A 25,598-nucleotide genomic window follows, 5' to 3' on the forward strand; every position below is an offset into this window, starting at 1 on the left:
CGGCGCCTCACACGAGCCCCAACTCCCGTGCCCTGACGAGCGCTTCGGCGCGCGAGCTCGCGCCCAACTTCCGGTACACGGCGCGCGTGTGGCTCTTGACCGTGTTGTACGAGACGTAGAGATCGTCGGCGATCTGCCGCAGTGGAACCTCCTCCTGAAGCTGTCGGAGCACGGCGAGCTGGCGGCCGGTCAGCCGCTGCGGCGACGGGTGCGCGCTGTTCTGCCGCGGGACGGGCACCGCGGCGAGCGCGGCCGACGCCCGGTGCACCAGCGCACCGGCGGCCCGCGGATCCGCCACGTCCCCCGCGATCTCCACGAGGACGCCGGCGACCCACATCAGACAGGTCGTCAGAGCGGCGTCGGCCGCGGCGCTCTCCTGGTGGAGCGAGCCCAGCTGGAGGCGGAGCGCCATGACGCGCCCCAAGCTCCCCGGATCGTCGACCGTGTGTGGGCACTGTGCTGTGAGCATGCCCCTCACCTCCCCATGTGGAGGGCATCACCCCACCACGGTGGGGCCCGCGCGCACGCGGCGGAAGGGGTCTTCCGCGCCGTTTTCAGGGAGGTTCGACCCCTTGCCCGGCCGACCGGCGGTTATCCGTGTGCCTCGCGCGGCCCGGGGAGGCGGCGGACCTCGAGGAGTTCGAGGCCGAGGCCCTGGATGCGGTCGAGGATCCCGTACAGGGCGGCCTGGTCGAGTCCCGCGCCGACCAGCACCGTCTCGGCGGGGCGCAGCACGACCGTCAGCTCGTCGAACGCCGACCGGAAGGCATCGCCGAGCTTCCCCTTGACGCGGATCTCGAAGTCGCCGCCACCGGAGGGCGTTCCGCCCGGCTCGGGGCCCGGACCCGTGTGTGACCCGCCCATGACGCCACCTCCAGTGCGAGCGTCGTCCCGCGTGCCATTCTCCCGGCGACCGCACCGCCGAGGGCATCACCTCGCACGGGTGACAGCCGCGCCCGGGGGCGGCGCTCATCCGCTGCGGGTGAACCGTTATTGGTGGCGTGGGCCGCATGCTCCGGGTTCATCGAGTCCGGTTTCACCGAGATCGAGGAGGAGGGTGCGACATGGCCGAGCAGATCTCGCCGGGTCAGGCGCGCTCCGCAGCGTCCGAGCCAGAGCCCCGTGTCCGTCCGGCCGCCGTCGGCGGAGTCGTCTTCGCCGCGTTCGTGATGGGCATCATCGGCGCCTACCACGCGATCGCGGGCCTCTCCGCGGTGCTCAACGACAACTTCTACCAAGCGCAGAACGACTACGCGTTCGACTTCGACGTCAACGCCCGTGGCTGGGTGCAGATGATCACCGGGGTCATCGTCTTCGCCGCGGCGGTCAGCCTCTTCAGCGGCCGCACCTGGGCGCGGATCGTCGTCATCGTCATCGCTGCGATGAGCGCGCTGGAGAACTTCTTCTTCACCCCGTACCAGCCCGTCTGGTCGGCGATCCTCATCGCCCTCGACATCCTCGTGATCTGGTCCCTCGTCATGTACGGACACCGCGAGGCGCACAGGGCCTACGGGGCGCCGCTCTGAACGCTCACGGCCGCCGCACGGTGAGGGCGAGTCCCGTGACGCCGCGCCAGTTCAGCGGCGGGCGTTCCCGGTACGTTCCCGGGCGCTGCCTCGGCACGATCACCCGCAGCGCGCCGGGTCGCACCTCGATGCGTACGGGGACGTCCATCCGCACCGCCTCGCCGTCGAGGCCGACGGGGATCGAGTCCTGGTCGGCGTCGACGACCACCGATTCGGCGGTCCGCGTCGTCACACCGGCGGACCGGCTGCCGCGCAGCAGCCCGGCGGCCTGCGCGGCGCTCGTGACCCGTACGGCGACGCAGCCGAGGACCCCGCCGTCGAGCCGGGTGCGCCGGCCGAGGCCCGCGATGTCGTGGGCGCCGTACGGGTTGTTGCTCACCAACAGCGCCTGCGGGTCCGCGAGTTCGTGCTCGCCGACCCGGGCGGTGAGCTCAGCGCCCTTGTGCCGGGCGAGCAGGTCGGGCAGCAGATCGAGGGTGGTACGGGTCTTGCCGTCGCGGTAGGCGGGGCTCTGCACCACCTCGGCGTAGGCCCCGAACGACACGTTGTTGACGAACGGGCGGCCGCCCGCCGTGCCGAGGTCGACCCGCAGCTGCACGCCGTCGGCCAGCGCGTCCAGCGCCTTCGCCGGGTCCTCGCGGTCCAGGCCGAGGTCGAGGGCGAAGTGGTTGCGGGTCCCCGCGGGGATCACCAGGAACGGCAGGCCGAGTTCGGCGGCGACGTCCGCGACGAGAGCCTGCGTGCCGTCGCCGCCCGCGACGCCGAGGAGATCCGCCCCGGCGGCGGCGCGCTCGCGGGCAAGCGCCGCCACGTCGACCGCCTCGGGCCCCTCCAACAGCACGACGTCCGCGCCCAGTCGCTCGGCCTTCGCGCGCAGCCCGAAACGGTCGACCTTGCCCCCGCCCGAGCGCGGGTTCATGATCAGCACCGGCCGGTGGAACGCGGGCGCCGCCGTCTCCTCGGGCATCGGGGCGGGGGATGAGCGCGGCCCCAGCGCCGCACGGCCCGCCCCCGCGGCGAGCAGCCAGAGACCGCCCGACGCCAGCACCACCCACACCAGGTGCGCGCGGGCGTACGCGACCAGCACCCAGACCGGCGCAGCGAGCGCCAGGAGCAGCGCCAGATACCGCGCGGGTCCCCGCCTGCTGAGCACCCACCACACGGCGGCGGCCGTGACCGCCGTCCCCAGGATCCCCGCGCCGAGCAGCGTGAAGGTCCGCATCCCCGCGAAGGCGGCCAGGACCAGCACGGCGCCCGCCGCGGCGGCCAGCGAAGCACGCGCCAGCCACCGTTGCCCCCGCCCCTGTCCCTGTCCCTGTGTCGTCGGTTCCATGACCGGCAGTCTGCGACCGGGAGACCCTCGGGGACTCACCCCCGAGAGGCGACCTCACACCGGCGGGGTGACGTCGCGGCGCCCGGCCCGGCGCACGGTGTGCACAGCCAGGAAGGAGCCCGCCATGACCGAGATGACGAGCCGTCGCCGCACCGCGCGCGAACGGGCGAGCACGGGCAGGTCCGCGAGGTCCCGCGTCCCGCGCTCCGGGCACGCCGACTACGCCCCCGCCGCCGACCGCCCCGACCCCGTCGGCATCCTCGAGAAGCAGTCGGCGAACAGGCTGCCGGAGCTCGTCCCGATCCGCTACGGCCGCATGCTGGAGTCGCCGTTCCGGTTCTTCCGGGGCGCCGCCGCGATCATGGCGTCCGATCTGGCGCACACCCCGGTCACCGGCCTGCGGGCCCAACTGTGCGGCGACGCACACCTGTTGAACTTCCGGCTGCTCGCCTCCCCGGAGCGGCGCCTGATGTTCGACATCAACGACTTCGACGAGACGCTGCGCGGGCCGTGGGAGTGGGACGTCAAGCGGCTCGCCGCCAGCCTCGTCATCGCGGGCCGCGGCAACGGCTTCGGCCGCTCGGAGCGCGAGCGCGTGGTGCGGGCCACCGCTGCCTCGTACCGGCAGTCGATGGAGCGGTTCGCCGGGATGCGCACGCTCGACGTGTGGTACTCGCGGATCGAGGCGGAGGAGCTGTACGCGGCGGTGTCCGGGAAGCTGGACGGCCGCGCCCGGCGGCGCATGTCGCAGGCGATCGGCAAGGCCCGCGGCCGTGACCACCTCCGGGCACTGGAGAAGCTCGCCCACGTCGTCGACGGTGAGCTGCGCATCGCGGCCGACCCGCCCCTGGTCACTCCGCTCGACCAACTGCTGCCCGGTGTCGAACGCAAGCAGCTGGAGGCGCAGTTGATCGACCTGATCGAGCGGTACGCGCGCACGCTCAGCGCCGAACGCAGGGCGCTGCTCTCCCAGTACCGGGTCGTCGACATGGCGCGCAAGGTGGTCGGCGTGGGCAGTGTGGGCACCCGCTGCTGGATCATTCTGCTGCTCGGCGGCGACGGCACCGATGTCAACGATCCGCTGCTGCTGCAGGCGAAGGAGGCCGGGACCTCCGTACTCGCGGAGTTCGCGGGGCCCGGCGCCCACGCCAACCAGGGCGAACGTGTCGTCGTCGGGCAGCGCCTCATGCAGGCGGCCGGTGACATGTTCCTCGGCTGGGAGCGGGTGGAGGGCCTCGATGGTGAGCAACGCGACTTCTATATACGGCAGTTGAGGGACTGGAAGGTGATTCCGCAGGCGGATCTGATGTCCCCGCGCGTCATGGGACTCTTCGGCCGGGCCTGCGGCGCGACGCTGGCCCGCGCCCACGCCCGCTCGGGCGACCGCGTCGCCATCGCCGCCTACCTGGGCCGCTCCGACCGCTTCGACCAGGCGCTCGGCCGTTTCGCGGAGGCCTACGCCGACCAGAACGAGCGCGACCACAAGGCGCTCGCCGCGGCCGCGCGGGACGGCAGGGTGACGGTGGCGTCAGTGTGAGCCGGTGGCCGTCGTGCCGCCGAGCCGGCGCCGCAGGAACTCCTCCTCGGCCAGGACGCGTCCGACGGCCACGCCGAACACCACCGTGGTGAAGAACAGGATCAGCCAGGACAGCACCGTGAACACGGACCCGAGGGCCCCATAGCGCTCCACGCTCATCCGCAGCGCACGCGGCAGCCACAGCCCCGACGCCCCGCAGAACGTGACCACTCCCACCGCGGTCAGCAGCGCCCCCGGCAGCAGCGGCAGCCACCTCACCCGCCCGGCGAGCAGTAGATGCTGGGTCCACCACCACATCAGCGCGGCCGCGGCGAACTGCAAGGGGTAGCCGAGGAGCGCGCCCGCGCCGAACGCCCGGTGCAGCGTGCCCTGCACGATGAGCATCACCACCCACACGAGCAGCCACACCGCCCACCGCCACGCCACAAGGCGGACCCCGGCGTGCGGCACGTCCCAGGCCCGCTCGCACAGCCGTTGCAGGGCCCGGGTGAACGCGGTGGCGGAGAGCAGCGCGACCAGCACACCGGCCGCGCCCCAGCTGTGCAGCGCGGCATCACCGCCCTCGGTCACCTCCTCGGCCTGCCGCGCCACCGCCCCGGACGTCCCGATCAACGTACGCAGCGAGCGCAGGAGTTCGCGCCGCACCGCCTGCGGACAGAACGAGGCGAGGGCGATGAGCATCGGCAGGGCGGCCAGGAACGCCTGCGCGGCGAGCCGCGTCGCCATGTCCAGGATGGTGACGTGCACCAGCTGGTGCACGATCCGGCCCGCCAGGGGCCGGGCGGCACCCGTGATCGTCATGACAACGCCCTCCCGGGGCGAGGGACACACACTCCTGCCGGGCACTGTCGGGCCACCGGCCCGCACGCACGTCGCCCGCGCCGGGTGACACCCACCCACCTCGCTCGATCCGACGTTTGCGTAAAGGTGATCGAAACAAGCCTTGACCCATCAACTTCGAGCAAATAGCGTCCTAGCATTCCGGTCGACCCTTCACCAGGAAGGCTCCCTGTGCGCAGGCGCTCTCTCCTCGCCGCGGCCGCCACGACACTCGCGGCGGCGCCGCTCGCGTCCGGCTGTGGCCCCTCCTCGTCGAATGCCTCCGACGCCAAAGGCGGTTCGCGGCGCGGCCACCTCACATACGGCGTCTGGGACGTCTATCAACTGCCCGCCATGCAGCGCGCGGCCCGCGCCTTCGAGCGGGCCCGGCCGGGCGTGAGCGTCGACGTCCAGCTGACCCCGAACGGCACGTACTGGACGAAGCTGCGCACCGCCTGCACCGGTGGCGCCGCACCCGACGTGTTCTGGATGAACGGGCCCAACTTCGGCATGTACGCCGACGCCGGGCAGCTGCTTCCCCTGGACACCGACGGCGGCGACGCCGTGCTGCGGACCGACGACTTCCCGTCCGAGCTGGTCTCCCTGTACCGCTGGAAGGGCACCCAGTACGGCGCCCCGAAGGACTTCGACACCGTCGCGCTCTGGTACAACAAGGAGCTCTTCGACCGGGCCAAGGTGCCGTATCCGGACGCCCGCTGGACCTGGCAGGACCTGATTGAGAACTCCCAGCGGCTCACCGACCGCAGGCGCGGGATCTACGGGGTGGGGGCGCCCGTCCGCGCGCAGGAGAACTACTACGACTCCATACCGCAGGCCGGCGGCTGGGTCATCTCCGACGACAGGCGACACTCCGGATACGCCGACGAGAAGACCCGCGACGGGCTGCGGCTGTGGATCGACCTCATCCACCGGTACCGCTCCTCGCCCACCCTCCAGCAGATGGCCGACACCGACCCCACCCAGATGTTCCAGTCGGGCACGCTGGCCATGACCTACGAGGCGTCCTACAACGCCGCGACCTTCCACGCCGACCGCGAGCTGCGGGCCAAGATCGACGTCGCGCCGATGCCCAGGGGGAAGCACCGCGCCGGCGTGCTGCACGGCCTCGCCAACGTCGTCTACGCCCGCACGCCGAACCCCGAACTCGCCCGCGACTTCGTCCGCTTCCTCGGCACCGAGCGCATCTCCCTCCTCCAGGGCAAGTACGGCACCGCCATCCCCGCCCGCAACGGCACCGCCGAACCATGGGCCGCCGGCATGCCGCACTTCAACCTCAAGGTGCACCTGGACGCGCTCGACGACGCCGTGCTCTATCCCAGCTCCGCCAACAGCGCCGCCTGGCAGCACAAGGAGCAGATGTGGCTCGCCAAGGCGTGGAGCGGCGTCGAGAGCCTCGAATCCGCCACCGACTCCCTTGCGGACGCCATGAACCAGCTGCTCGCGCAGGAGAGGAAGGGCAGGGCCTGATGAGCGTCGACACGCAGCCGAAAGCGGCGGTTCCCGCGCAGCGAAGCCGCCAACAGCCGCTGAACCAGAGGGAGTTGCGGCGTCGTGAGCGCCGGTTCCAGCACCGCGACAAGTGGTGGGGCTACGCCCTCATCGCCCCGGCCGGGCTCGGCCTCGCCGTCTTCTAACTGTGGCCCGTGGTGCAGACGGTGTACTACAGCCTCACCGAATGGGGCCCCTTCGGCGGGACGACCTGGATCGGCGCCGCCAACTACCGCACGCTCGTGGGCGACCCGGAGTTCTGGCAGTCCCTTGGCAACACCGCCGTCTACACCGGACTCGTCCTCCTCGGCATCCCGCTCTCCATGGTGATCGCCGTGCTGCTCAACCTGAAGGGGCTGCGCGGCACCGGCGTCTACCGGACCCTCTACTTCCTGCCGGTCGTCACGATGCCCGCCGCGGTCGCCGTCGTCTGGCGCTGGCTCTACAACGGCGATGCCGGCATCCTCAACCACGCGCTGTCCACGATCGGCATCGACGGCACCCACTGGGTGTCCGACCCGGGCACCATCCGCTTCGCGGTCGCCGTCGTCGGTGTGTGGATGACCGTCGGCTACAACATGATCCTGCTGCTCGCCGGGTTGCAGTCCATCCCCGGCGACTACTACGAGGCCGCCGCCCTCGACGGCGCGGGCCGCGTACGGCAGTTCTTCTCGGTCACCATGCCGCTGCTGAGCCCCACGCTGTTCTTCACCACCGTGCTCTCGGTGATCCAGTCGCTCCAGGTCTTCGACCTCGTCTACCTGATCATCGGCGCCAACACACAGAACTCGCTGCAGAACCCCGCCTACGGCGAGGGGCAGACCGTCGTGATGCTCTTCTTCCAGAAGGCGTTCTTCGACAACCAGCGCGGCTACGGCGCGGCCATCGTGTGCGTGCTGTTCGTCCTCATCATGGCGCTGACCGCCGTCCAGTTCCGGCTGCAGAAGAAGTGGGTCCACTATGCGTAAGTCCACTGTGCGTACGACGGGCATGCGCCAGGGGCGGATCTGGCCCGCCCACGTCCTGCTCGTACTCGGCGCCGTGATCACCGTGTTCCCGCTGCTGTGGGAACTCCTTACCTCCTTCAAGAGCTTCGGCGAGTCCGTGCGCGTGCCGCCGACGATCCTGCCCGCGCACTGGGACTTCTCGAACTACCAGAAGGTCTTCGACGGCGTCCCGTTCGGCCGGCAGTTCGTGAACACCCTCGTCATGTCGCTGCTGCGGACCGCCGCCCAGCTGCTGCTGTGCTCGATGGCCGCGTACGCCTTCGCCCGCATCCGCTTCCCGGGGCGTGGGCCGATCTTCCTCGGGTTCCTCGCCGTCCTGATGGTGCCGGGTCAGCTCTTCCTGCTGCCGCAGTACCAGATCATGCAGAACCTCGGCTGGCTCGACTCCATGCAGGCGCTCGTCGTCCCCGGCATGTTCTCCGCGTTCGGCACCTTCCTGCTGCGCCAGTTCTTCATGGGGCTCCCGGAGGAGGTGGAGGAGGCGGCCCGGCTCGACGGCGCCAACCCCTTCACCGTCTTCTGGCGCATCGCGCTGCCGCTGGCCCGCCCCGGCCTGCTCGCGCTCGGCATCCTGACGTTCCTGTGGTCCTGGAACGACCTGATGTGGCCGATGATCGTCAATACCGACCCGGCGAAGATGCCGCTGTCGGCGGGCCTGGCCTCGCTCCAGGGCGCCCATCTCACCGAGTACCCGGTGCTGATGGCCGGGTCCCTGCTCGCCACGCTCCCGGTGATCGTGGTGTTCGTCGCGATGCAGCGCCAGTTCATCCAGGGCATCGCTTTCTCCGGCATGAAGGGCTGAACCACGCATGACCACCGATACGACCACCGGCATCCGTACGGAAGAACCGCAGCACACACCCCAGCACACCCGTGACCTCCGCATCGGTGTCATCGGGCTCGGCCTGCGCGCCACCGTCGCCCGCGAGGCCCACCGCCCCGGCGAGGGCTCCGCCGTGGTGGCCGTCGCCGACATCTCGCCCGGCATGTTCGACCGGGCCCGCGAGTGGTTCGGCGACGACGTGCACACCTACGAGGGCCACCGGGCCATGCTCGACGCCGAGGACCTCGACGCCGTCTTCGTCATCACCCCGGACCACACCCACGAGGAACTCGCGGTCGACCTCCTCGAAGCCGGTGTCGCCGTCTTCGTCGAGAAGCCCCTCGCCATCACCACCGAGGGCTGCGACCGCGTCCTGGAGGCCGCCCGCACCTCCGGCTCCCGGCTCTACGTCGGGCACAACATGCGCCACATGCCGGTCGTCCGCGTCATGCGCGAACTCATCGAGCGCGGCGAGATCGGCGAGGTCAAGGCCGTGTGGTGCCGCCACTTCGTGGGCCACGGCGGCGACTTCTACTTCAAGGACTGGCACGCCGACCGCCGCAACACCACAGGACTGCTCCTCCAGAAGGGCGCCCACGACCTCGACGTCATCCACTGGCTGGCCGGCGCCTACACGGAGCGGGTCAGCGCGCTCGGCGGGCTCACCGTGTACGGGGACATCGCCGACCGCTCGGGGCAGGCGCCCGGCGCGACCATGCCCGACTGGTACGACCCCGAGAACAACTGGCCCCCGAAGTCCCTCACCGGCCTCAACCCGGTCGTCGACGTCGAGGACCTCTCGATGATGGTGATGCGCCTCGAAGGCGGCATCCACGCCAGCTACCAGCAGTGCCACTACACGCCCGACTACTGGCGCAACTACACGGTCATCGGCACCGAGGGCCGCCTGGAGAACTTCGGCGACCACGGTGACACCGCCGAGGTCCGCGTCTGGAAGCGGCGCAGCGGCTACCGCGCCGACGCCGACCTCGTCGTCCCGATGCCCGCGCCCGGCGAGGGCGGGCACGGCGGCTCCGACCCGCTGCTCGTCGCCGAGTTCCTGCGCTTCGTGCGCGAGGGCGGCGCCACCGACACCAGCCCCGTGGCGGCCCGTGAGGCGGTGGCGGCAGGCGTCGCCGCCACGCAATCGCTGCGGGCCGACGGTCAGCCGGTGACGGTGGCGCGGGTGGCGCCCGAACTCGCCAACTGGTTCACGAACGACCAGAGTTGAGGGATTCCAGGCCGGAGGTGAGGACCCCGGGGGTTGTGCGGGCCCTCACCCCGTCCACGACCAATTCGCGACCTCCGGAAGGTCCGTGCCGTGCTCGCGGATCCACGCACTGTGCCGCGTGCGGGCGTCGGCCATCGTCTGGCGCACCGCCGCGGCCCGCACGGCGAGCCCCGGCACCCGGTCGATGACGTCCATGACCAGGCGGTAGCGGTCCAGGTCGTTGCGCACGACCATGTCGAAGGGCGTGGTCGTGGTGCCCGACTCCTTGTAGCCGCGTACGTGCAGGTGGGCATGGCCGGTGCGGCGGTACGCGAGGCGGTGGATGAGCCACGGGTAGCCGTGGTACGCGAAGATCACCGGCTTGTCGGCCGTAAACAGCGCGTCGTACTCGAAGTCCGGCATGCCGTGCGGGTGTTCGCCCTTCGGCAGGAGCCGCGTCATGTCGACGACGTTCACGACACGCACCGCGAGCTCCGGCAGATGCGTGCGCAACAGGCCCGCCGCGGCGAGGACTTCCTGCGTCGGTACATCTCCCGCGCAGGCCAGGACGACATCCGGCTCGCGGCTGCCGTCCTCGGTGCCCGCCCACTCCCACACCCCGGCGCCGCGCGCGCAGTGGGCGCGGGCCTCGTCCAGGGACAGCCAGTCGAAGCACGGCTGCTTTCCGGCCACCACGACGTTGACGTAGTCGCGGCTGTGCAGCACGTGCTCGGCCACCGAAAGGAGTGTGTTGGCGTCCGGCGGCAGGTACACCCGTACGACGTCGGGGCTCTTGTTGAGGACGTGGTCGACGAAGCCGGGGTCCTGGTGCGAGAACCCGTTGTGGTCCTGGCGCCAGACGTGCGACGTCAGAAGGTAGTTGAGAGAGGGCAGTGGAGCCCGCCACGACAACTCCCTCGATGTCTTCAGCCACTTGATGTGCTGGTTGACCATCGAGTCGACGATGTGCACGAACGCCTCGTAGCAGGAGAACAGACCGTGCCTGCCCGTGAGGTTGTAGCCCTCCAGCCAGCCCTGGCACAGGTGCTCGGACAGCACCTCCATGACGCGGCCGTCGTGCGCCAGGTGCTCGTCGGTGGGCAGTGTGCCCGCCTGCCACGCCTTGCCGGTGGCGTCGTAGACGGCATCGAGGCGGTTGGAGGCGGTCTCGTCGGGGCCGACGATGCGGAAGTCGCGGCGGTCCGCCGTGTCCCGCATGACCTGGGCCAGCAGATCGCCGAGCACGCGGGTGGGCTCATGGAGCGCGGTGCCCGGCTTGTCGACGGGCACGGCGAAGCGCTCCAGCGGGGCGAGCGGCAGCTTGCGGGTGAGCAGCCCGCCGTTGGCGTGCGGCGTGGCGCCGAGGCGCCGGGTGCCCTCGGGAACGTACGCGAGGACCTGCTGGGTGGGGCGGCCCTCGGCGTCGAAGAGTTCCTCCGGGCGGTAGGAGCGCAGCCATGCCTCCAACTGCCGCAGGTGGTCCGGGTTCTCGCGGACGCCGGGCAGTGGCACCTGGTGGGAGCGCCATGTGCCCTCGACGGGCTCGTCGTCCACGGTCTTCGGGCCGGTCCAGCCCTTCGGTGTGCGCAGCACGATCATCGGCCAGCGCGGCCGCTCCGTCCTCTTCCCCTCGCGGGCCTCGCGCTGGAAACGGGCGATGCGGTCGAGGGCCTGGTCCATGGTGCGGGCCAGGTCGCGGTGGACCCGCAGCGGGTCGTCGCCGGTCACGTGCAGCGGCTCGTGCCCGTACCCGCGCAGCAGCTCGTCGAGCTCGGCGTCGGGGATGCGGGCGAGCACGGTCGGGTTGGCGATCTTGTAGCCGTTGAGATGCAGGATCGGCAGCACGGCCCCGTCGTGCGCCGGGTCGAGGAACTTGTTCGCGTGCCAGGAGGTCGCGAGCGGCCCGGTCTCCGCCTCGCCGTCGCCGATCACACAGGCGACGAGCAGGTCCGGGTTGTCGAGGGCGGCGCCGTAGGCGTGCGCGAGGGAGTAGCCGAGTTCGCCGCCCTCGTGGATCGAGCCGGGCGTCTCGGGCGCGACGTGACTCGGGACGCCGCCGGGGAAGGAGAACTGCTTGAACAGCCGCCCCATCCCGGCCGCGTCCCGCGAGACATCCGGATACGTCTGCGAGTACGACCCTTCCAGCCAGGAATTGGCGAGCACGGCGGGCCCGCCGTGTCCCGGCCCCCAGACGCACAGGGCGTCCAGGTCGCGCTCCTTGATGACACGGTTGAGGTGGGTGTGCACGAGGTTGAGGCCCGGGGAGGTGCCCCAGTGGCCGAGGAGGCGCGGCTTGATGTGTTCGGGGGTGAGCGGCTCGGTGAGCAGGGGGTTGTCGAGGAGGTAGATCTGGCCCGCCGCGAGATAGTTGGCGGCCCGCCAGTGCGCGTCGAGCGCGGCGGCCTGGTGCTTGGACAGATCCTTCGCCATGGCAGCTCCATCGGTGGTGGCAGAGTTGTACTCGGCGCCGCCAGTCTGCCGCCGCCCCGGCCGCGCACGAAGAGCCCTTGTGGCCATCGTGCCGGGTCGCCGGGCCGACCCGCCCCAAACGCGAGGGGCGAGTCGGGTGACGTGTGGCTACAGGGTCACCTGCTTGCCGCCGAGGGTCACGACGAGCTTGCCGTCCGCCGCGTACGACCAGCCGAGCGCGCCACTGTAGGAGGCGCAGCGCGAACCGTTGGTGCCGGTCCAGAACTGGTTCGTGGAGTCCGCGTCGCCGATGGTCTTGTCGTTCGACCCGGAGACCGAGAACCGGCACGAGGTGTTGCTCCGGAACACCGAAGTGCCTTCGTCCCAGGCGAAGTTGCGCTGCGGGTTGTCGATGCTGAGGTTGTTCGACACCGTCATGGAGCCCGGGTTGCTGTTGTACGTGAACCCGTGCTTGCCGTTCTTGTACGCGATGCTGCGCTTGACGATGTGGTTGACCTTGATGTCCTCGCCGCCGAGCTTGTACCCGTTGCGGTCCCCGTTCGCGTTCACGGTGCCGTCGCTCAGCGTGCCGTTGTTGTACGAGAGGGAGTCCTCGATGGTCACCGGTCCGATGGGGCCCGTGTCGGACTTGGTGTAGAGATCCCAGCCGTCGTCGATGTTGTTGTGCGAGACGGCGTACCGGAAGACGTTCCCGGTGCCTGTGGTCAGCTTCGCGGCGAAGCCGTCGGCGTCCTCGCCGTCCGAGTCGGCGTTGTCGTGCGACTCCGCGCTCACGATCAGGTTGTCGGAGGGCCACTGCGACTGCGGGGTGGTGGAAGCGATGCGCCCCAACTGCAGTCCGGTGTCCCGGTTGTAGCGGGTGACCGTGCGCTCGATGACGTTGTCGCTGCCGCCGACGTAGATGCCGTTGTCCCCGGCGCGCTCCACGACGATCCCCTTGATGTGCCAGTACGACGCGTTGAGGGCGAGCCCGCGGTTGCTCGAACTCTCGCTCTGCGCCGAGAAGTTGAGGACCGGCTTCTCGCCCGGGTAGGCGGTGAGCGTGGTGCGGGCGGACGCCGTGCCGTTCTTGCCCTCGGGGATGGTGACCGTCGAGGACTGCGCGTACGTGCCGCCGCGCAGATAGATGGTGCCGCCCGCGGCGACGCGGCTGATCGCCGAGGTGAGTGTGGTGGGCGCGGACTCGGTGCCCGCCGCGCCGTCGGTCCCGGTCGGTGACACGTACAGGGCGTCGCTCGCGGGCGGGGTGGTGGTGTCGCCCGCCGGCGTGTCGACATCCACGTAGTCGATGTTGGGGAGCCCGGCGGAGGCGGTCGGGTTGAGGCGGATCGTGTTGCTGCCCGCCTTGACCTGCACGGTGACGGTCTTGGTGGCCCACGTGGTCCACGCCCCGGTGCCCGCGAACGTGGTGGAGGCGGCGGTGGCGCCGTTCACCACGATGTCCGTGGCTCGCGAGGTCGTGGTGCCGTTCGCGTAGCGGACGGTGAGGGTCGCGGTGCCCGCGGCGGGCGAGTCCACCGTCAACTGGGCGTACGCGCCACTGGCGTTGGTGGCGTTGCAGTAGCCGGAGCCGGTGTAGCCGGACCACTCGGTCTCGACGGCGCCGGTGCACACGGCGGGGGAGGTCTCGGCCTGGTAGCGGACGGTCGCGGCCTGGGCGGAGCTGCCGGACAGGGCGACGAGGGCGCCGGCCAGGAGCCCGGCGGAGGTGAGGGTGACGAGGGGTCTCGCGGCTCGTGAGTTCATCGTTCGTCTCCAGGTGCGTGAATGTGGCTGGTTCGAATCCGTGAACACGACCGTCCGGAGGCGCCATAATCGCAGCGGGGAAAGCCCTTTCTGCGTCCCTTTCTGCGGGCGGTCGACGTGACGGTAGAGCTGGCGCCGTGCCCGCGTCAACGGCTATGTATGTGATCGTTGTTCGTGAATATGAACGATCAAGAGGTGGGAAGACCGCCCATTCCCGGTCGCGTCGGGGCTCAGGTGCCGGTCAGCGTCCGAAGAGGGGTGCGTCCGTAGGCGGCGCGGTAGAGCGCGGCGAAGCGGCCGGAGTGGTGGAAGCCCCAGCGCGCGGCGATCGCGGTCACCGTCGCGTCCGCCGGATCGGCGTCCCGAAGCTCGTCGTGTGCGTGCGCGAGCCGCACCCGGCGCAGATACTCCAGCGGCGTCGCGTCCAGATGCCGCCGGAACGCGTACTGCAGTGCCCGGACGGTGACATGGGACGCCGCCGCGATCTCGGCGACGGTGAGCGGATCCTGGGCGTTCGCCTCGATATGGGCGACGGCGCGCCGCAGGGTCGCGGAGTGCGAGTCGTGCCGGTCCGTCCCGGTGGGCCTGATGAGCGCGGTGTTGGGGAACGCGGCCAGCACGCTCGCGGCCAGGTGCTGGGCGGCGGTCGAGGTGACCAGCGGCTCGGAGGCGATCTCGGGGTCGGCCAGGACGTGATCGCGGACGTGGACGATGGTCCGCTTCAGGTGCAGGGCCGCGGCGTCGGACACCGGCCGGTGTCCGGTGAGCCGCACCGGGCCCGGCGCCGCTCCCGGTGCGGTGGCGGCGACCTGGCTCAGGAGGCCGGGGTCGAGCATGGTGATGTTGTACCGGGCGCCGCAGATCCGCCCCTCGTAGGGCAGTTCGGGCGGGGCGAACGAGACGACGTCGCCAGGGCCGAAGGCGTCCTCGACGACGTCCCCGAAGGAGTGATCCTGGATGGTGCCCTCGTGGACGACGCACAGACAGATCTTCTGAAGCGGCGTCACCGCGTAGCGCATGTCGAAGTCGAGGTCGAGTTCGTCGACGGACACGCCTGGCATCGCCTCGCGCCGGATCCGCGCCCGGCTGGACTCGGGTGTGCCGTTGCCGATGCGCATACGTGCGTAGTGACGACTGAGGAAATCCTCGGTGACCCCGAGGTCGCTGCTGTCGAAATGCAGTGTGCCCATGCGCGCCGCGCCCCCTACTGAATATGCCCGGTGCGGTCAGCTTACGACCGGCGCCCTGCGGCCCGCCACGGCGCGTGCCTGCGGTCACGGGCCGCGCGCGGCCTTCGTTTACCGGATGACCGTCGCCCGACACTTCGTTCTGAGGACTGCAAGCTGCGTGCGGCAGGCCCGAGCATCAAGATGTCGGCCCCTCCCTGGTCCAAGTACCGTGGCGGCAAAGGGTCGAGAGTGCCTGCGCCGGCACTCCCGCCGAAGTCAAAGGAAGGCGAAAGGTGAACGCCCTGCCCGCTCCCGCTTCCACACCTGGTGGCCACATGGCTTTCTTCATGCTGTCCTCCACGCGGCCGCTCACCCTGCTGTCCGCGACCGACCTGGCCAAGGAGCACGAACGGCTACAGACGGAGGTCGCCCAGCTCAAGCAGGCCGTGACCTCGCACGCCCTCGTGGACCAGGCCATCGGTGTGGTCGTCGTCCTCGGCCGGATCCCACCCGAGGACGCGTGGCGCGTGCTGCGCGATGTGTCGCAGCGCACCAACGTCAAGCTGAACCTGGTGGCAGAGCACCTCCTGGAGTTCGCCCGGGGAGACGAACTGCCGGACGACGAGCGGGCGGAGCTGCAGCGGGCCATCGAGCGCTATGCGGCGCTGCGGCCCCCGTCGTCGCCTGAGCAGGCCGCGGAGCAGTGACGGCCGCGGCAGCGGCTGTCAGCTCAACTGCCGCCGCATGAGCGTCAGATCGAGCCAGCGGCCGAACTTGGTGCCCACCTCGCGCACCGTTCCCGCGTGCTCGAAGCCGTGCCGTTCGTGCAGGCGGATCGAGGCCGCGTTGCCCGACTCGATCCCGGCGATCATGATGTGCAGGCCCGCGGCGGTGGCCGAGTCGACGAGCGTCGCCAGGAGGGCGGACCCGATGCCGGCCCCCTGGTGGCCCCCGGTGACGTACACCGAGTTCTCGACGGTGTGCCGGAAGCCGGAGTACGCCTTCCAGGGCCCGTAGACACCGAACCCGACGACCTGTCCGCCGAGCTCGGCCACGTAGGCCGAACCGCGCTCAAGATGCGTGCCCAGCCAGGCGGCGCCCTCCTCGGGGGACTGCGGCGTGTCCGTCCACAGCGCCGTGCCGTGCTCGATGGCGTGGTTGCGGATGGCGAGGACGGCGTCCAGGTCGTCCTCGTGGGCCGGGCGGACCTTCACCGCCGGGGCCGGCGTCTCGTATCGTGGATCCATGTCCAATATCGTAGACCCCCTGGTGGAGCGCATCGGCGCCCGGATCCGCGCGGAGCGCGACCGGCGCCATTGGACCCTGGCGGAGCTGGCCGAGGAGTCCGGGGTGTCACGGGCGATGATCCACCGGATCGAGCGCGGCGAGAGCAGCCCGAGCGCCGTGATCCTCGGGAGGCTGTCGGCGGCGTTCCGGCTGAGCGTGGCGACGCTGATCGACCCGGAGCCGGTGGACGAACGTGTCCGGCGTGCGCAGGAGGCGCCGCGGTGGCACGACCCGGAGACCGGGTACGTACGGCGGCAGGTGTCGGGACCCGCCTTCCCCGCCGAGGTGGCCGAGATCCGGCTGCCGGCCGGCGCCGAGGTCCCGTACCCGGCCGCGGCGTTCGCGTTCCACCGGCAGATCATCTGGGTGCTCGAAGGGCATCTGACCTTCCACGAGGGCGACGCGGTGCACGAACTCGACCCGGGCGACACCGTCGAACTGGGCCCGCCCACGGCCTGCGTCTTCGCCAACTCCACGGAGCGGGACTGCCGTTACGCCGTGGTGCTCGTGCGCGGCGAGGCACCGTGAGGCTGCCGCGTGGGGGTGTGGTGCTGCTGTCCTGCACCGCGGGGCTGGCACTCGCCAATAACTACGCGATCCAGCCGGCGCTCGGCGACGTCGGCCGCGACATCGGCGCCTCCGCCGCCGCCATCGGCCTGGTCACCACCGCCGCGCTCGGCGGATGCATAGCCGGCTTCGCCTTCCTGCTGCCGCTCGCGGACCGGGCGGCGCCGCGCCGGCTCGTCGCGGGGCAGCTCGCGCTGCTCACGGCGGGCCTGCTGCTCGCCTCCCGCGCACCCGGCCTCGGCCTGCTGCTCCTCGGGTACGTGATGGTGGGCGCGGGGGCGAGCGTCAGCGCGATGGCGTCGACGATCGCCGGGCGCGGGGTGCCGGGGGAGCGGCGCGGCAGGGCTGTCGCCGGCGTCGCGGCGGGCATGTCGGCCGGGATCCTGCTCAGTCGGCTCGTCGGCGGGGCGCTCGCGGACACGCTCGGCTGGCGGGGCATGCTCCTCGTGTTCGCGGGGCTGGTGGTGGTGTGCGGGGCGGCGGCGTGGGTGCGGTTGCCGGGGGAGCGGCCCGGGGGTGGTGCGGGTGACGGTGCGGGCGGTGGGTACCTCGGCACCCTGGCCGCGCTGCCCGGACTGCTGCGGAGCCACCGTACGCTGCGGCTCGCGGTGCTGAGCGGCAGCCTCTGGTACCTGGCCTTCAGCCTCGTCTGGGTCGCGCTCACGGTGCGGCTCGCGCAACCGCCGTACGGTCTCGACGCGGCGTCCATCGGCCTGTACAGCCTGGCCGGGGCGCTCGGGTTCGCGGCGTTGCCCGTGGCCGGGCGGCTGGGGGACCGGTACTCGCCGCGGGTGGTGATCGCCGGGAGCATGGTGGTGGCGGTCGTCGGTGCGGGGCTGCTGTGCACGGGGCTCGACCGGCCGGTGGTGACGGCGGTGGGGCTCGCGCTGGTCGACGCGGGCTGCTTCACGGCGCAGGCCGCCAACCAGACGCGCGTCATGTCCATCGACCCGAGCCGTAGTGGCAGCCTCAGCGGGGTCTACCTGCTCTTGTACTTCCTGGCGGGAGCCCTCGGCGCGGGTGTTGCGGCGCCGCTTGTGGCGGTGGGGGGTTGGGGTGCGGCGACGGGGGTGGTGTGTGCGTCGCTGGCGGGGGCCGGGTGCCTGGCGCTGCGCCGGGGGTGTTGACCTGTGCCGTGGTCGGCGCCCGACGTTCTCGCTGCGCGGCACCGTGGCACCGCCTTGCCCACCCTGCCGCCCAAGGCGGCAGATTGCCCAAGGCGGTGGCGGCCGACCGCCATGGGCGGGGAGCCGGCTTCGGCGGCGGATTGCCCAAGGCGGCGCGGCAATTTAAGCCCCGCACTTTCGACGAGAGCCAGCGGGGTCCGGGGCGGAGCCCCGTGCGGTGGGGCGCAGGGCGAAAGGTGGCCGCGGCGACCCCGCCGGGTCAGGATTCGCGCTGCGACCGCTTCTCCGCCTGCTCCGCGTGGAGCTTCTTGACGCGGACGTTTTCTTTGCGGACATCCGCCTGCGTCGCCCGCTCCGCCTGCAACCACTCCGGATTCTCGGACTTGATCGCCTCGATCTGCTCCGTGGTCAGCGCCTCCGTGACACCGCCACGGGCAAGCCCCGAGATCGAGACGCCCAGCTTCTGCGCCACCACGGGACGCGGGTGCGGGCCCTTCTCACGCAGGTCGACGAGCCACTGCGGCGGCTCGGCCTGCATCGCGGTCAGCTCGGCGCGCGAGACGACGCCCTCCTGGAACTCGGCGGGCGTGGCCTCGAGGTACACACCCAGCTTCTTCGCCGCGGTCGCGGGCTTCATGGTCTGGGTGCTCTGGTGCGAACTCATGAGGTCAAGGGTATCGAGCGCGACGGGGCCCGCCGACCACGGCGGGTAACCTTGGCCCGTGACCGGCACGCAAGAAACCCCCGCACCGCCCGCAGAACCCGGCTTCCGCCTGGCCTACGTCCCCGGGGCCACCCCCGCCAAGTGGGTGCGGATCTGGCGTGAGCGCCTGCCCGACGTCCCCCTCGACCTGGTGCAGGTGACCGCGGCCGAGGTGGCCGACGTGCTGCGCCGCGGGGACGCCGACGCGGGTCTGGTGCGGCCGCCCGTCGACCGCGAGTACTTCAGCGCGATCCCGCTCTACACCGAGAAGACCGTGGTCGTGGTCCCCAAGGATCATCTCGTGACCGCCGCGGACGAGGTCACCCTCGCCGACCTCGCCGACGAGATCGTGCAGCATCCGCTCGACGACGTGCTCGGCTGGGAGCGGCCGCCCGGGCAGCCCGCCTTCGAGCGCCCCGCCACCACGGCCGATGCCATCGAGCTGGTCGCGGCGGGCGTGGGTGTGCTCGTCGTCCCGATGTCGCTCGCCCGCCTGCACCACCGCCGGGACCTCACGTACCGCACGGTCAGCGACGCCCCGGAGTCGAGCGTGGTGCTCGCCTGGCCCGAGGAGCGGACCACGGACCGGGTCGAGGACTTCATCGGCATCGTGCGCGGCCGGACCGTGAACAGTACGCGGGGCCGTACGCAGGCGGAGTCCGGGAAGAAGCAGTCCGAGAAGAAGCAGTTGCCGCCGGGGAAGAAGCCCTATGTGAAGCCGGGGCGCATCCGGCAGGACGGTAGGCCGCAGTCGAAGCGGAGTGCCAATAAGCCGGCGAAGAACGCCAAGGGGGGCAAGCCGCGCAAGCGTTCTTGAGTCACCGGGGCGCGTGCGGGGTCGACCGTCCTCCGGTCGCGGGGCTCCGCCCCGGGCCCCGCGCCTCAAGCGCCGGCGGGGCTTAAAAACCTGCTCAATCGCCGCAGGGGCTTGAAAAACCTGCTCAATCGTCGCAGGGGCTTGGAAGGGCTGCTCAATCGCCGCAGGGGCTTGAAAGCCTGCTCAATCGCCGCAGGGGCTTGGATGGGGGCCTGAATGCGACGGTGCGCCCGCCCGGAGCCCGTCCATCACCAGGTCCAGCAACCGGCCTGCCCGCTCCTGCCAGGCCCCGTGCGGGTCGATCAGCCACAGGCCCGCGATGGCCAGCATGAAGTCGTCCGGGGTGACCCCGGGGCGGATCGTGCCCACCTTCTCGTTCGCCTCCAGGAGATGCGTCACCGCCTGGGTCAGGGGGCCGTGGGCCAGCTGCTTCATCGTGCCGCGCGCGCTCGTCGCCTCGCGGAGCGCGTCCGCGAGGCCCGCCTTGGCCATCGCGTACTGGGCGAGCCGGTCCATCCACTCGCGCAGGGCCTGCTCCGGCGGCCGGCAGCACAGCAACTCGCAGGCCGCGTCGGCGACCTGCTCCACCTCGTAGCGGTACACCTCGAGGACGAGTGCCTCACGGCTGGGGAAGTTGCGGTAGAACGTGCCCTGCCCGACGCCCGCCTTCTTCGCGATCGCGCTGAGCGGCGTGTCCGCGGAGCGCGTCAGCTCGGCCAGGGCCACCTCGAGGATGCGGTCGCGATTGCGCTGCGCGTCCGAGCGCAGCGCGGCCGGCTTCTTCGCGTGCCCCACGCGATTTCTCCTCTCTTCGGCCGTGGCGGGGAATAGTGCTTGCTGGGCGGACAGTTGTCCACTACGTTCGTGTCCCGTAGAGCGGACAGCTGTCCGGTTAGGGTCAACACCCTAGTGGGTACGGGCTCTCACCGCACCCATGTCCGGTCCGCGTCCCACTTGCGTACAGCGCCGATTCTCCACGCATCAGACACGCGAAAGAAGGCTGCACACATGCCCCCAGCTGACATCGGCGGCACGACCGTGTCCGCTACGTCCAGCGTCGTCACCTTGAACATCAACGGGGAGAAGCACACGCTGCCCGTGGACCACCGCACCACCCTGCTCGACGCCCTGCGCGAGCGGCTCGATCTGACCGGCACGAAGAAGGGCTGCGACCAGGGGCAGTGCGGCGCCTGCACGGTGCTCGTCGACGGGCGCAGGACCGTGGCCTGTCTGCAGCTCGCGGTCGCCGCGGAGGACCGCGAGATCACCACCATCGAGGGCGTCGCGGGCCCGGACGGCGAACTGCACCCGGTGCAGGAGGCGTTCGTCGAGCTCGACGGCTACCAGTGCGGCTACTGCACGCCCGGCCAGATCTGTTCGGCCATCGCCGTCATCGAAGAGCACGCCGCGGGCTGGCCGTCCGCGGCAACCGGCGACGTGCGGCCCGGGGCCGCCCCGCAGCCGCTGACCCCGGAGGAGATCAGGGAACGGATGAGCGGAAACCTGTGCCGCTGCGGCGCGTACGTGTCGATCGTGCAAGCGGTCGCCCACGCCGCCGCGCACGCCGCCGACGACGCGAAGGAGACCGTGGCGTGAGGGAGTTCGGATACGAGCGGGCGTCCGATGTGTCGGGCGCGGTCGCGGTGCTCGGCGCCGACCCCGAGGCGCGCTTCCTCGGCGGCGGCACCAACCTCGTCGACCTGATGAAGATCGGCGTGGAGCGCCCCGGGCGCCTCGTCGACGTACGAGAACTGCCGCTCGACAGCGTTGAGTTGACAGCCGACGGCGGGCTCCGGATCGGTGCCACCGTCACCAACAGCGACCTCGCCGCCCACCCCGAAGTGCGGCTCCGTTACCCGGCGTTGGCGCAGGCCGTGCTCGCCGGAGCCTCCGGGCAGCTGCGCAACATGGCCACCGTCGGAGGGAATCTGCTGCAGCGCACCCGCTGCGGCTACTTCACCGACGTCAGCAAGCCGTGCAACAAGCGGGAGCCCGGGAGCGGCTGTCCGGCCGTCGAGGGTGAGCACCGCAATCACGCCATCCTCGGCGCGAGCGAGCACTGCGTCGCCGTGCACCCGTCCGACATGGGCGTCGCGCTCGCCGCGTTCGACGCCGTCGTCGAGTACGAAACCGCCGAGGGCAAGGGCGAGTTGGCGCTGGCCGACTTCTACCGGCCCGTCGGTGACACCCCGCACCTGGAGACCGGGCTTCCGGCCGGTGCGCTCATCACCGCCGTCACCCTGCCGCCCGCGCCCGTCGCGGCGAACTCGACGTACCGCAAGGTCCGTGAGCGCGCCTCGTACGCCTTCGCGATCGGCTCAGTTGCCGCCGCCGTCGACGTACAGGACGGCGTCGTACGGGACGCGCGGATCGCGCTCGGCGCGGTCGCCTCGCGGCCGTGGCGGGCCCGTGCCGCCGAGGCGGCGCTGATCGGGCAGCCCGCCGAGGGCGCGACGTTCGCGGCCGCCGCCGACGCCGAACTCGCCGCGGCGAAGCCGCTGCCCGACAGCACGTACAAGGTGCCCCTGATGCGCAATCTGATCGTTGCGCTGCTCACCGAACTCGCCTCGGAGGCCACCCGATGACGACGACCACCACCACAGCGGCCGGCACGACGAAATCGGACTCGGTGGGTGTCGGGCGCAGCCGGATCGAGGGCCGCGAGAAGGTCACGGGGGCCGCCCGGTACGCGGGCGAGTTCCCGTTCACCGACCTCGCGCACGGCTGGCTCGTGCTGTCCACCGTGGCGCGCGGCCGGGTCCGTTCGGTCGGTGAGGAGGCCGTGCGCGCCATGCCCGGCGTCCTCGCCGTCATGCACCACGGCAACGCGCCGCGCATCAACACCGACTACCTCACCCTGATGGGTCCGCCGGACGGCATCCTCCACGTCTTCCAGGACGACAAGGTGAGGCACGCGGGCTGGCCCGTCGCGCTAGTCGTCGCCGAGACGCCCGAGCAGGCAAGGGAGGCCGCCGAGGCGCTCGTCGTCGAGTACGACGTCGAGCCGCACGACATCGCCTTCGAGGCCGACCGGCCCGGCACCTACACCCCCGATGGTTCGGAGGCCGCGAAGGGCGACCTGGAGGCCGAACTCGCCGCGTCCGCCGCCGTCGTGGACGAGCGGTACACCACCCCCGAGGCGCATCACACGGCCATGGAGCCGCACGCGGTGACCGTGCGCTGGGAGGACGGGCGCCTGGAGGTGTACGACGCCAACCAGGGCAGCAGGGCGGTCGCCGACCAGCTCGCGGCGACCTTCTCGCTCGACCCGTCCGCCGTGCACGTCCGCTCGGAACACGTCGGCGGCGCCTTCGGCGGCAAGCTCGTGGCGTCGCACCACATCGCCGCCGTGATGGCCGCGACCGAACTCCAGCGCCCCGTCCGGCTCGCCATGACGCGACGTCAGGTCTTCGCGCTCACCACCTACCGCAGCCCCACCACGCAGCGGGTACGCCTCGGCGCCGACACCGACGGACGGCTTCGCGCGTTCGGGCACGACGCGCAGTCGCTGACCTCGAACATCCGCGAGTTCGTCGAGGCGAGCGCCGGGTACGGCCGCGTGATGTACGCGTCCGACGCGCACCTCTCCGTGAACCGTGTGGTGCCCGTGGACCTGCCGACCCCGGGGTTCGTGCGGGCGCCCGGCGAGGCCCCCGGCTCGTACGCCGTGGAGTCGGCGCTCGACGAGCTCGCCGAGAAGCTCGGCATGGACCCGGTCGAGCTGCGCGTGCGCAACGAGCCGGAGGTCGGCCCGGTCTCGGGCCTGCCCTTCAGCTCCCGCAATCTCCTCGGCTGCTACGAGGAGGGCGCGCGGCGCTTCGGCTGGGAGGGCCGCGACCCGCGGCCGCGCGTGCGGCGCGAGGGCCGCTGGCTCCTTGGCACGGGCGTGGCCGCCTGCTCCTTCCCGTCCGGTGTCGCCCCGTCCACGGCGTCCGTCACCGCCGAGCACGACGGTACGTTCACGGTCCGGATCACGGCGGCGGACGTCGGTACAGGCGCCCGTACCGCGCTCACCCAGATCGCCGCCGACGAACTCGGCGTCGACCAGGGCCTGGTGCGGGTGCGGATCGCCGACAGCGACTTCGGGCAGGCGTGGCTCTCGGGCGGTTCGATGGGCACCCGCTCCTGGGGCTGGGCCGTGATGGCGGCCAGCCGTGAACTGCGCGACCGCCTGTCGCCGACCGCCCCCATTCCGGCCGAGGGCCTCACGGTCCGCAGCGACACCACCGAACTGGTCGGCGCCCTCGCGCAGAAGGAGCGCTACTCCTACGGTGCGCAGTTCGCCGAGGTCGCCGTGGACGTGGCGAGCGGCGAGGCCCGCGTGCGGCGCCTGCTCGGCGTCTTCTCCGCGGGTCGCATCATCAACCCGCTGACCGCGCGCAGCCAGTTGGTGGGCGGCATGACGTGGGGCATCTCCATGGCCCTGCACGAGGAGGCCGTGCGGGACGCGGCGGACGGCGGGCACGTCGGCGCCGACTTCGCGGGTTACCACGTCGCCGCCAACGCGGACGTGCCGGTCATCGAGGCGCACTGGGTCGACGACAGCGACCCGGACGACCCCGTCGGCATCAAGGGCGTCGGCGAGATCGGCATCGTCGGCACGGCCGCCGCGATCGGCAACGCCGTGTGGCACGCGACCGGGGTGCGCCACCGCGATCTGCCGCTCAGGCCCGACCGGGTCCTGGTGGCGGAGGCGCAGCGCAGCCATGCTTGATCTCGCGGCCCAACTGAGCGAATGGGCCGCGCAGGGCCGGGAGTTCGCTGTCGCCACCGTCGTCTCGGTGAGCGGCAGCGCGCCCCGGCCGCCCGGCGCGGCCCTCGCCGTCGATTCGGCGGGCGAGGTCATCGGCTCGGTCTCCGGCGGCTGCGTCGAGGGCGCGGTGTACGAACTGTGTGTCCAGGCGCTCGCGGACGGTACGCCGGTCCGCGAGCGGTTCGGCTACAGCGACGACGACGCGTTCGCCGTGGGTCTGACCTGCGGCGGCGAGGTCGAGGTGCACGTCGAACCGGTGCGGCTCGACTCGCCGTCGCGGGAGGCGGTGGTCTCGGCGCTCGCCGTCGCGGCGCGCGGCGAGGCGGTGGCGCTCGCCCGGATTCTGGACGGGCCCGGTGAACTGGCCGCCACCGGTGGCCTGTTGATGATCCGCGCCGACGGCTCGCACGAGGGGCGCCTCACGCAGGGCGACGACTCGGGGCTCGCGGCACAGGCTCGTGCCTACCTCGACCTCGGCCGTACCGGGCTGTGCGAGGTGCCGGAGAGCAAGGCGCGCTGCGAGGGCGACGTCACGCTGTTCGTCGAGTCGAGCGTGCCGCCCGCGCGGATGATCGTGTTCGGCGCGGTGGACTTCGCGGGTGCGCTGGTCAAGGTCGGGAAGCTGCTCGGCTTCCACGTCACGCTGTGCGACGCGCGCGGCGTCTTCGCCACGTCCGCGCGGTTCCCGGAGGCGGACGAGGTGGTCGTGGAGTGGCCGGACCGCTACCTGCGCTCGACCGCCACGGATGAGCGCACCGTGCTGTGTGTGCTGACGCACGACGCGAAGTTCGATGTGCCGTTGCTGGAGGTGGCGTTGCGGCTGCCGGTCGCGTATGTCGGGGCGATGGGGTCGCGGCGCACGCACGAGGACCGGATGGCGAAGTTGCGTGAAGTCGGGTTGAGCGAGACCGAGTTGGAGCGTTTGCGGTCCCCGATAGGGCTCGATATCGGTGGGCGTACGCCGGAGGAGACCGCCGTGTCGATCGGGGCGGAGATCGTCGCGGCGCGACGGGGCGGCACCGGGGTGCCGCTCTGGTCGGGGCGGGGAGCGATCCACCGGTAGGCCTCCATCGACACCTCGAGCCCGTCCGGCACCCTCAGCCCCTCCGGCGATTGAGGAGCGGGGTGCGGGGGGGGGGGGGGGGGGGGGGGGCCGGGGGGGGCGCGCGGGGGGGGGGGGGCGGCGGGGGGGGGGGGGGGGGGGGGGGGGCCCGGGGGGGGCCGCCCCGGGGCCG

The 25,598-nt window shown here is 71.6% G+C and carries 25 protein-coding genes; 15 read left to right on the plus strand and 10 right to left on the minus strand.

Features of this window, described 5'->3' with window-relative positions:
- Positions 1-7: 7 nt before the first annotated feature.
- Positions 8-469: a LuxR C-terminal-related transcriptional regulator gene (locus ACIRHA_RS01215; RefSeq protein ID WP_403838521.1), complete on the minus strand. Its 462-nt coding sequence runs from the start codon at positions 467-469 to the stop codon at positions 8-10.
- A 122-nt stretch (positions 470-591) separates the two neighbouring features.
- Positions 592-864, minus strand: coding sequence for a hypothetical protein (locus tag ACIRHA_RS01220; RefSeq protein WP_403838523.1), 273 nt, complete (start codon positions 862-864; stop codon positions 592-594).
- Between the two features lie 200 nt (positions 865-1,064).
- Here ACIRHA_RS01220 and ACIRHA_RS01225 point away from each other — a divergent pair, with 200 nt between their 5' ends.
- Positions 1,065-1,526, plus strand: a complete 462-nt coding sequence (locus ACIRHA_RS01225) for a hypothetical protein (protein ID WP_403838525.1) — start codon at positions 1,065-1,067, stop codon at positions 1,524-1,526.
- 4 nt (positions 1,527-1,530) lie between these two features.
- Here the strand turns inward: ACIRHA_RS01225 and ACIRHA_RS01230 are convergent, their stop codons facing one another.
- Positions 1,531-2,859 carry a diacylglycerol/lipid kinase family protein gene (locus ACIRHA_RS01230; protein WP_403838527.1) on the minus strand — a complete coding sequence of 443 codons (1,329 nt, stop codon included), beginning with the start codon at positions 2,857-2,859 and terminating at the stop codon, positions 1,531-1,533.
- Between the two features lie 124 nt (positions 2,860-2,983).
- Here ACIRHA_RS01230 and ACIRHA_RS01235 point away from each other — a divergent pair, with 124 nt between their 5' ends.
- Complete coding sequence (locus ACIRHA_RS01235; protein WP_403838529.1) at positions 2,984-4,396, plus strand: DUF2252 domain-containing protein; 1,413 nt, start codon at positions 2,984-2,986, stop codon at positions 4,394-4,396.
- On the opposite strand, the gene ACIRHA_RS01240 is transcribed toward ACIRHA_RS01235, so the two are convergent.
- Positions 4,388-5,197: a YhjD/YihY/BrkB family envelope integrity protein gene (locus ACIRHA_RS01240; RefSeq protein ID WP_403838531.1), complete on the minus strand. Its 810-nt coding sequence runs from the start codon at positions 5,195-5,197 to the stop codon at positions 4,388-4,390. The genes ACIRHA_RS01235 and ACIRHA_RS01240 overlap by 9 nt on opposite strands.
- A gap of 210 nt (positions 5,198-5,407) precedes the next feature.
- Here ACIRHA_RS01240 and ACIRHA_RS01245 point away from each other — a divergent pair, with 210 nt between their 5' ends.
- The 5 genes from ACIRHA_RS01245 to ACIRHA_RS01265 are packed head-to-tail and all read left to right on the plus strand — an operon-like array spanning position 5,408 to position 9,785.
- Positions 5,408-6,703: an ABC transporter substrate-binding protein gene (locus ACIRHA_RS01245; RefSeq protein ID WP_403838533.1), complete on the plus strand. Its 1,296-nt coding sequence runs from the start codon at positions 5,408-5,410 to the stop codon at positions 6,701-6,703.
- Positions 6,703-6,870: a hypothetical protein gene (locus tag ACIRHA_RS01250; protein WP_403838535.1), complete on the plus strand. Its 168-nt coding sequence runs from the start codon at positions 6,703-6,705 to the stop codon at positions 6,868-6,870. Before ACIRHA_RS01245 ends, ACIRHA_RS01250 begins: the two co-directional genes overlap by 1 nt.
- Positions 6,871-6,879: 9 nt before the next feature.
- A complete protein-coding gene (locus tag ACIRHA_RS01255) occupies positions 6,880-7,692 on the plus strand; it encodes a carbohydrate ABC transporter permease (protein WP_403838537.1) in 813 nt (270 codons plus the stop codon).
- Positions 7,685-8,533, plus strand: a complete 849-nt coding sequence (locus tag ACIRHA_RS01260; protein ID WP_403838539.1) for a carbohydrate ABC transporter permease — start codon at positions 7,685-7,687, stop codon at positions 8,531-8,533. Before ACIRHA_RS01255 ends, ACIRHA_RS01260 begins: the two co-directional genes overlap by 8 nt.
- A 7-nt stretch (positions 8,534-8,540) precedes the next feature.
- Positions 8,541-9,785 carry a Gfo/Idh/MocA family protein gene (locus tag ACIRHA_RS01265; protein ID WP_403838541.1) on the plus strand — a complete coding sequence of 415 codons (1,245 nt, stop codon included), beginning with the start codon at positions 8,541-8,543 and terminating at the stop codon, positions 9,783-9,785.
- 45 nt (positions 9,786-9,830) lie between these two features.
- Here the strand turns inward: ACIRHA_RS01265 and ACIRHA_RS01270 are convergent, their stop codons facing one another.
- The 3 genes from ACIRHA_RS01270 to ACIRHA_RS01280 all read right to left on the minus strand — a co-directional run bounded on the left by ACIRHA_RS01270 (position 9,831) and on the right by ACIRHA_RS01280 (position 15,130).
- On the minus strand, positions 9,831-12,194 hold the full coding sequence (locus ACIRHA_RS01270; RefSeq protein ID WP_403838543.1) for a phosphoketolase: 2,364 nt from the start codon (positions 12,192-12,194) through the stop codon (positions 9,831-9,833).
- A gap of 147 nt (positions 12,195-12,341) precedes the next feature.
- Positions 12,342-13,940, minus strand: coding sequence for a carbohydrate-binding protein (locus tag ACIRHA_RS01275; RefSeq protein ID WP_403838545.1), 1,599 nt, complete (start codon positions 13,938-13,940; stop codon positions 12,342-12,344).
- A gap of 230 nt (positions 13,941-14,170) precedes the next feature.
- The gene (locus ACIRHA_RS01280; protein WP_403838547.1) at positions 14,171-15,130 is read right to left on the minus strand and encodes a helix-turn-helix transcriptional regulator; all 960 of its coding nucleotides are present in this window, start codon (positions 15,128-15,130) and stop codon (positions 14,171-14,173) included.
- Between the two features lie 314 nt (positions 15,131-15,444).
- Here ACIRHA_RS01280 and ACIRHA_RS01285 point away from each other — a divergent pair, with 314 nt between their 5' ends.
- Entirely contained in the window at positions 15,445-15,816 is a 372-nt protein-coding gene (locus ACIRHA_RS01285) for an ANTAR domain-containing protein (RefSeq protein ID WP_403838549.1), read from the plus strand.
- A gap of 18 nt (positions 15,817-15,834) precedes the next feature.
- Here ACIRHA_RS01285 and ACIRHA_RS01290 read toward each other — a convergent pair whose 3' ends face one another.
- Positions 15,835-16,356, minus strand: a complete 522-nt coding sequence (locus ACIRHA_RS01290) for a GNAT family N-acetyltransferase (protein ID WP_403838551.1) — start codon at positions 16,354-16,356, stop codon at positions 15,835-15,837.
- Between ACIRHA_RS01290 and ACIRHA_RS01295 the strand changes: the two genes are divergently transcribed.
- Together ACIRHA_RS01295 and ACIRHA_RS01300 are read left to right on the plus strand one after the other, a co-directional pair.
- Positions 16,355-16,924: a helix-turn-helix domain-containing protein gene (locus ACIRHA_RS01295; protein ID WP_403838553.1), complete on the plus strand. Its 570-nt coding sequence runs from the start codon at positions 16,355-16,357 to the stop codon at positions 16,922-16,924. The two genes, ACIRHA_RS01290 and ACIRHA_RS01295, sit on opposite strands and share 2 nt — an antisense overlap.
- Entirely contained in the window at positions 16,921-18,090 is a 1,170-nt protein-coding gene (locus ACIRHA_RS01300; RefSeq protein WP_403838555.1) for an MFS transporter, read from the plus strand. Before ACIRHA_RS01295 ends, ACIRHA_RS01300 begins: the two co-directional genes overlap by 4 nt.
- Positions 18,091-18,349: 259 nt before the next feature.
- On the opposite strand, the gene ACIRHA_RS01305 is transcribed toward ACIRHA_RS01300, so the two are convergent.
- Positions 18,350-18,754, minus strand: coding sequence for a DUF5997 family protein (locus tag ACIRHA_RS01305; RefSeq protein ID WP_403838557.1), 405 nt, complete (start codon positions 18,752-18,754; stop codon positions 18,350-18,352).
- 58 nt (positions 18,755-18,812) lie between these two features.
- Between ACIRHA_RS01305 and ACIRHA_RS01310 the strand changes: the two genes are divergently transcribed.
- Complete coding sequence (locus ACIRHA_RS01310; RefSeq protein WP_403838559.1) at positions 18,813-19,610, plus strand: LysR substrate-binding domain-containing protein; 798 nt, start codon at positions 18,813-18,815, stop codon at positions 19,608-19,610.
- A 183-nt stretch (positions 19,611-19,793) separates the two neighbouring features.
- Here the strand turns inward: ACIRHA_RS01310 and ACIRHA_RS01315 are convergent, their stop codons facing one another.
- Positions 19,794-20,405, minus strand: a complete 612-nt coding sequence (locus tag ACIRHA_RS01315; protein WP_403838561.1) for a TetR/AcrR family transcriptional regulator — start codon at positions 20,403-20,405, stop codon at positions 19,794-19,796.
- Positions 20,406-20,618: 213 nt separating this feature from the next.
- Between ACIRHA_RS01315 and ACIRHA_RS01320 the strand changes: the two genes are divergently transcribed.
- From ACIRHA_RS01320 to ACIRHA_RS01335, 4 genes are read left to right on the plus strand one after another with little or no spacing between them, the layout of a single operon-like run.
- On the plus strand, positions 20,619-21,206 hold the full coding sequence (locus tag ACIRHA_RS01320) for a 2Fe-2S iron-sulfur cluster-binding protein (protein WP_403838563.1): 588 nt from the start codon (positions 20,619-20,621) through the stop codon (positions 21,204-21,206).
- A complete protein-coding gene (locus tag ACIRHA_RS01325) occupies positions 21,203-22,195 on the plus strand; it encodes an FAD binding domain-containing protein (protein WP_403838565.1) in 993 nt (330 codons plus the stop codon). Before ACIRHA_RS01320 ends, ACIRHA_RS01325 begins: the two co-directional genes overlap by 4 nt.
- Complete coding sequence (locus ACIRHA_RS01330) at positions 22,192-24,324, plus strand: xanthine dehydrogenase family protein molybdopterin-binding subunit (RefSeq protein ID WP_403838567.1); 2,133 nt, start codon at positions 22,192-22,194, stop codon at positions 24,322-24,324. Before ACIRHA_RS01325 ends, ACIRHA_RS01330 begins: the two co-directional genes overlap by 4 nt.
- Positions 24,317-25,426 (plus strand): XdhC family protein, encoded by a 1,110-nt coding sequence (locus tag ACIRHA_RS01335; RefSeq protein ID WP_403838569.1) that lies wholly within the window; start codon positions 24,317-24,319, stop codon positions 25,424-25,426. Before ACIRHA_RS01330 ends, ACIRHA_RS01335 begins: the two co-directional genes overlap by 8 nt.
- Positions 25,427-25,598: the final 172 nt, after the last annotated feature.

The sequence above is a fragment of the Streptomyces sp. NPDC102360 genome (assembly GCF_044766085.1).
In the GTDB taxonomy this organism is placed as follows: domain Bacteria; phylum Actinomycetota; class Actinomycetes; order Streptomycetales; family Streptomycetaceae; genus Streptomyces.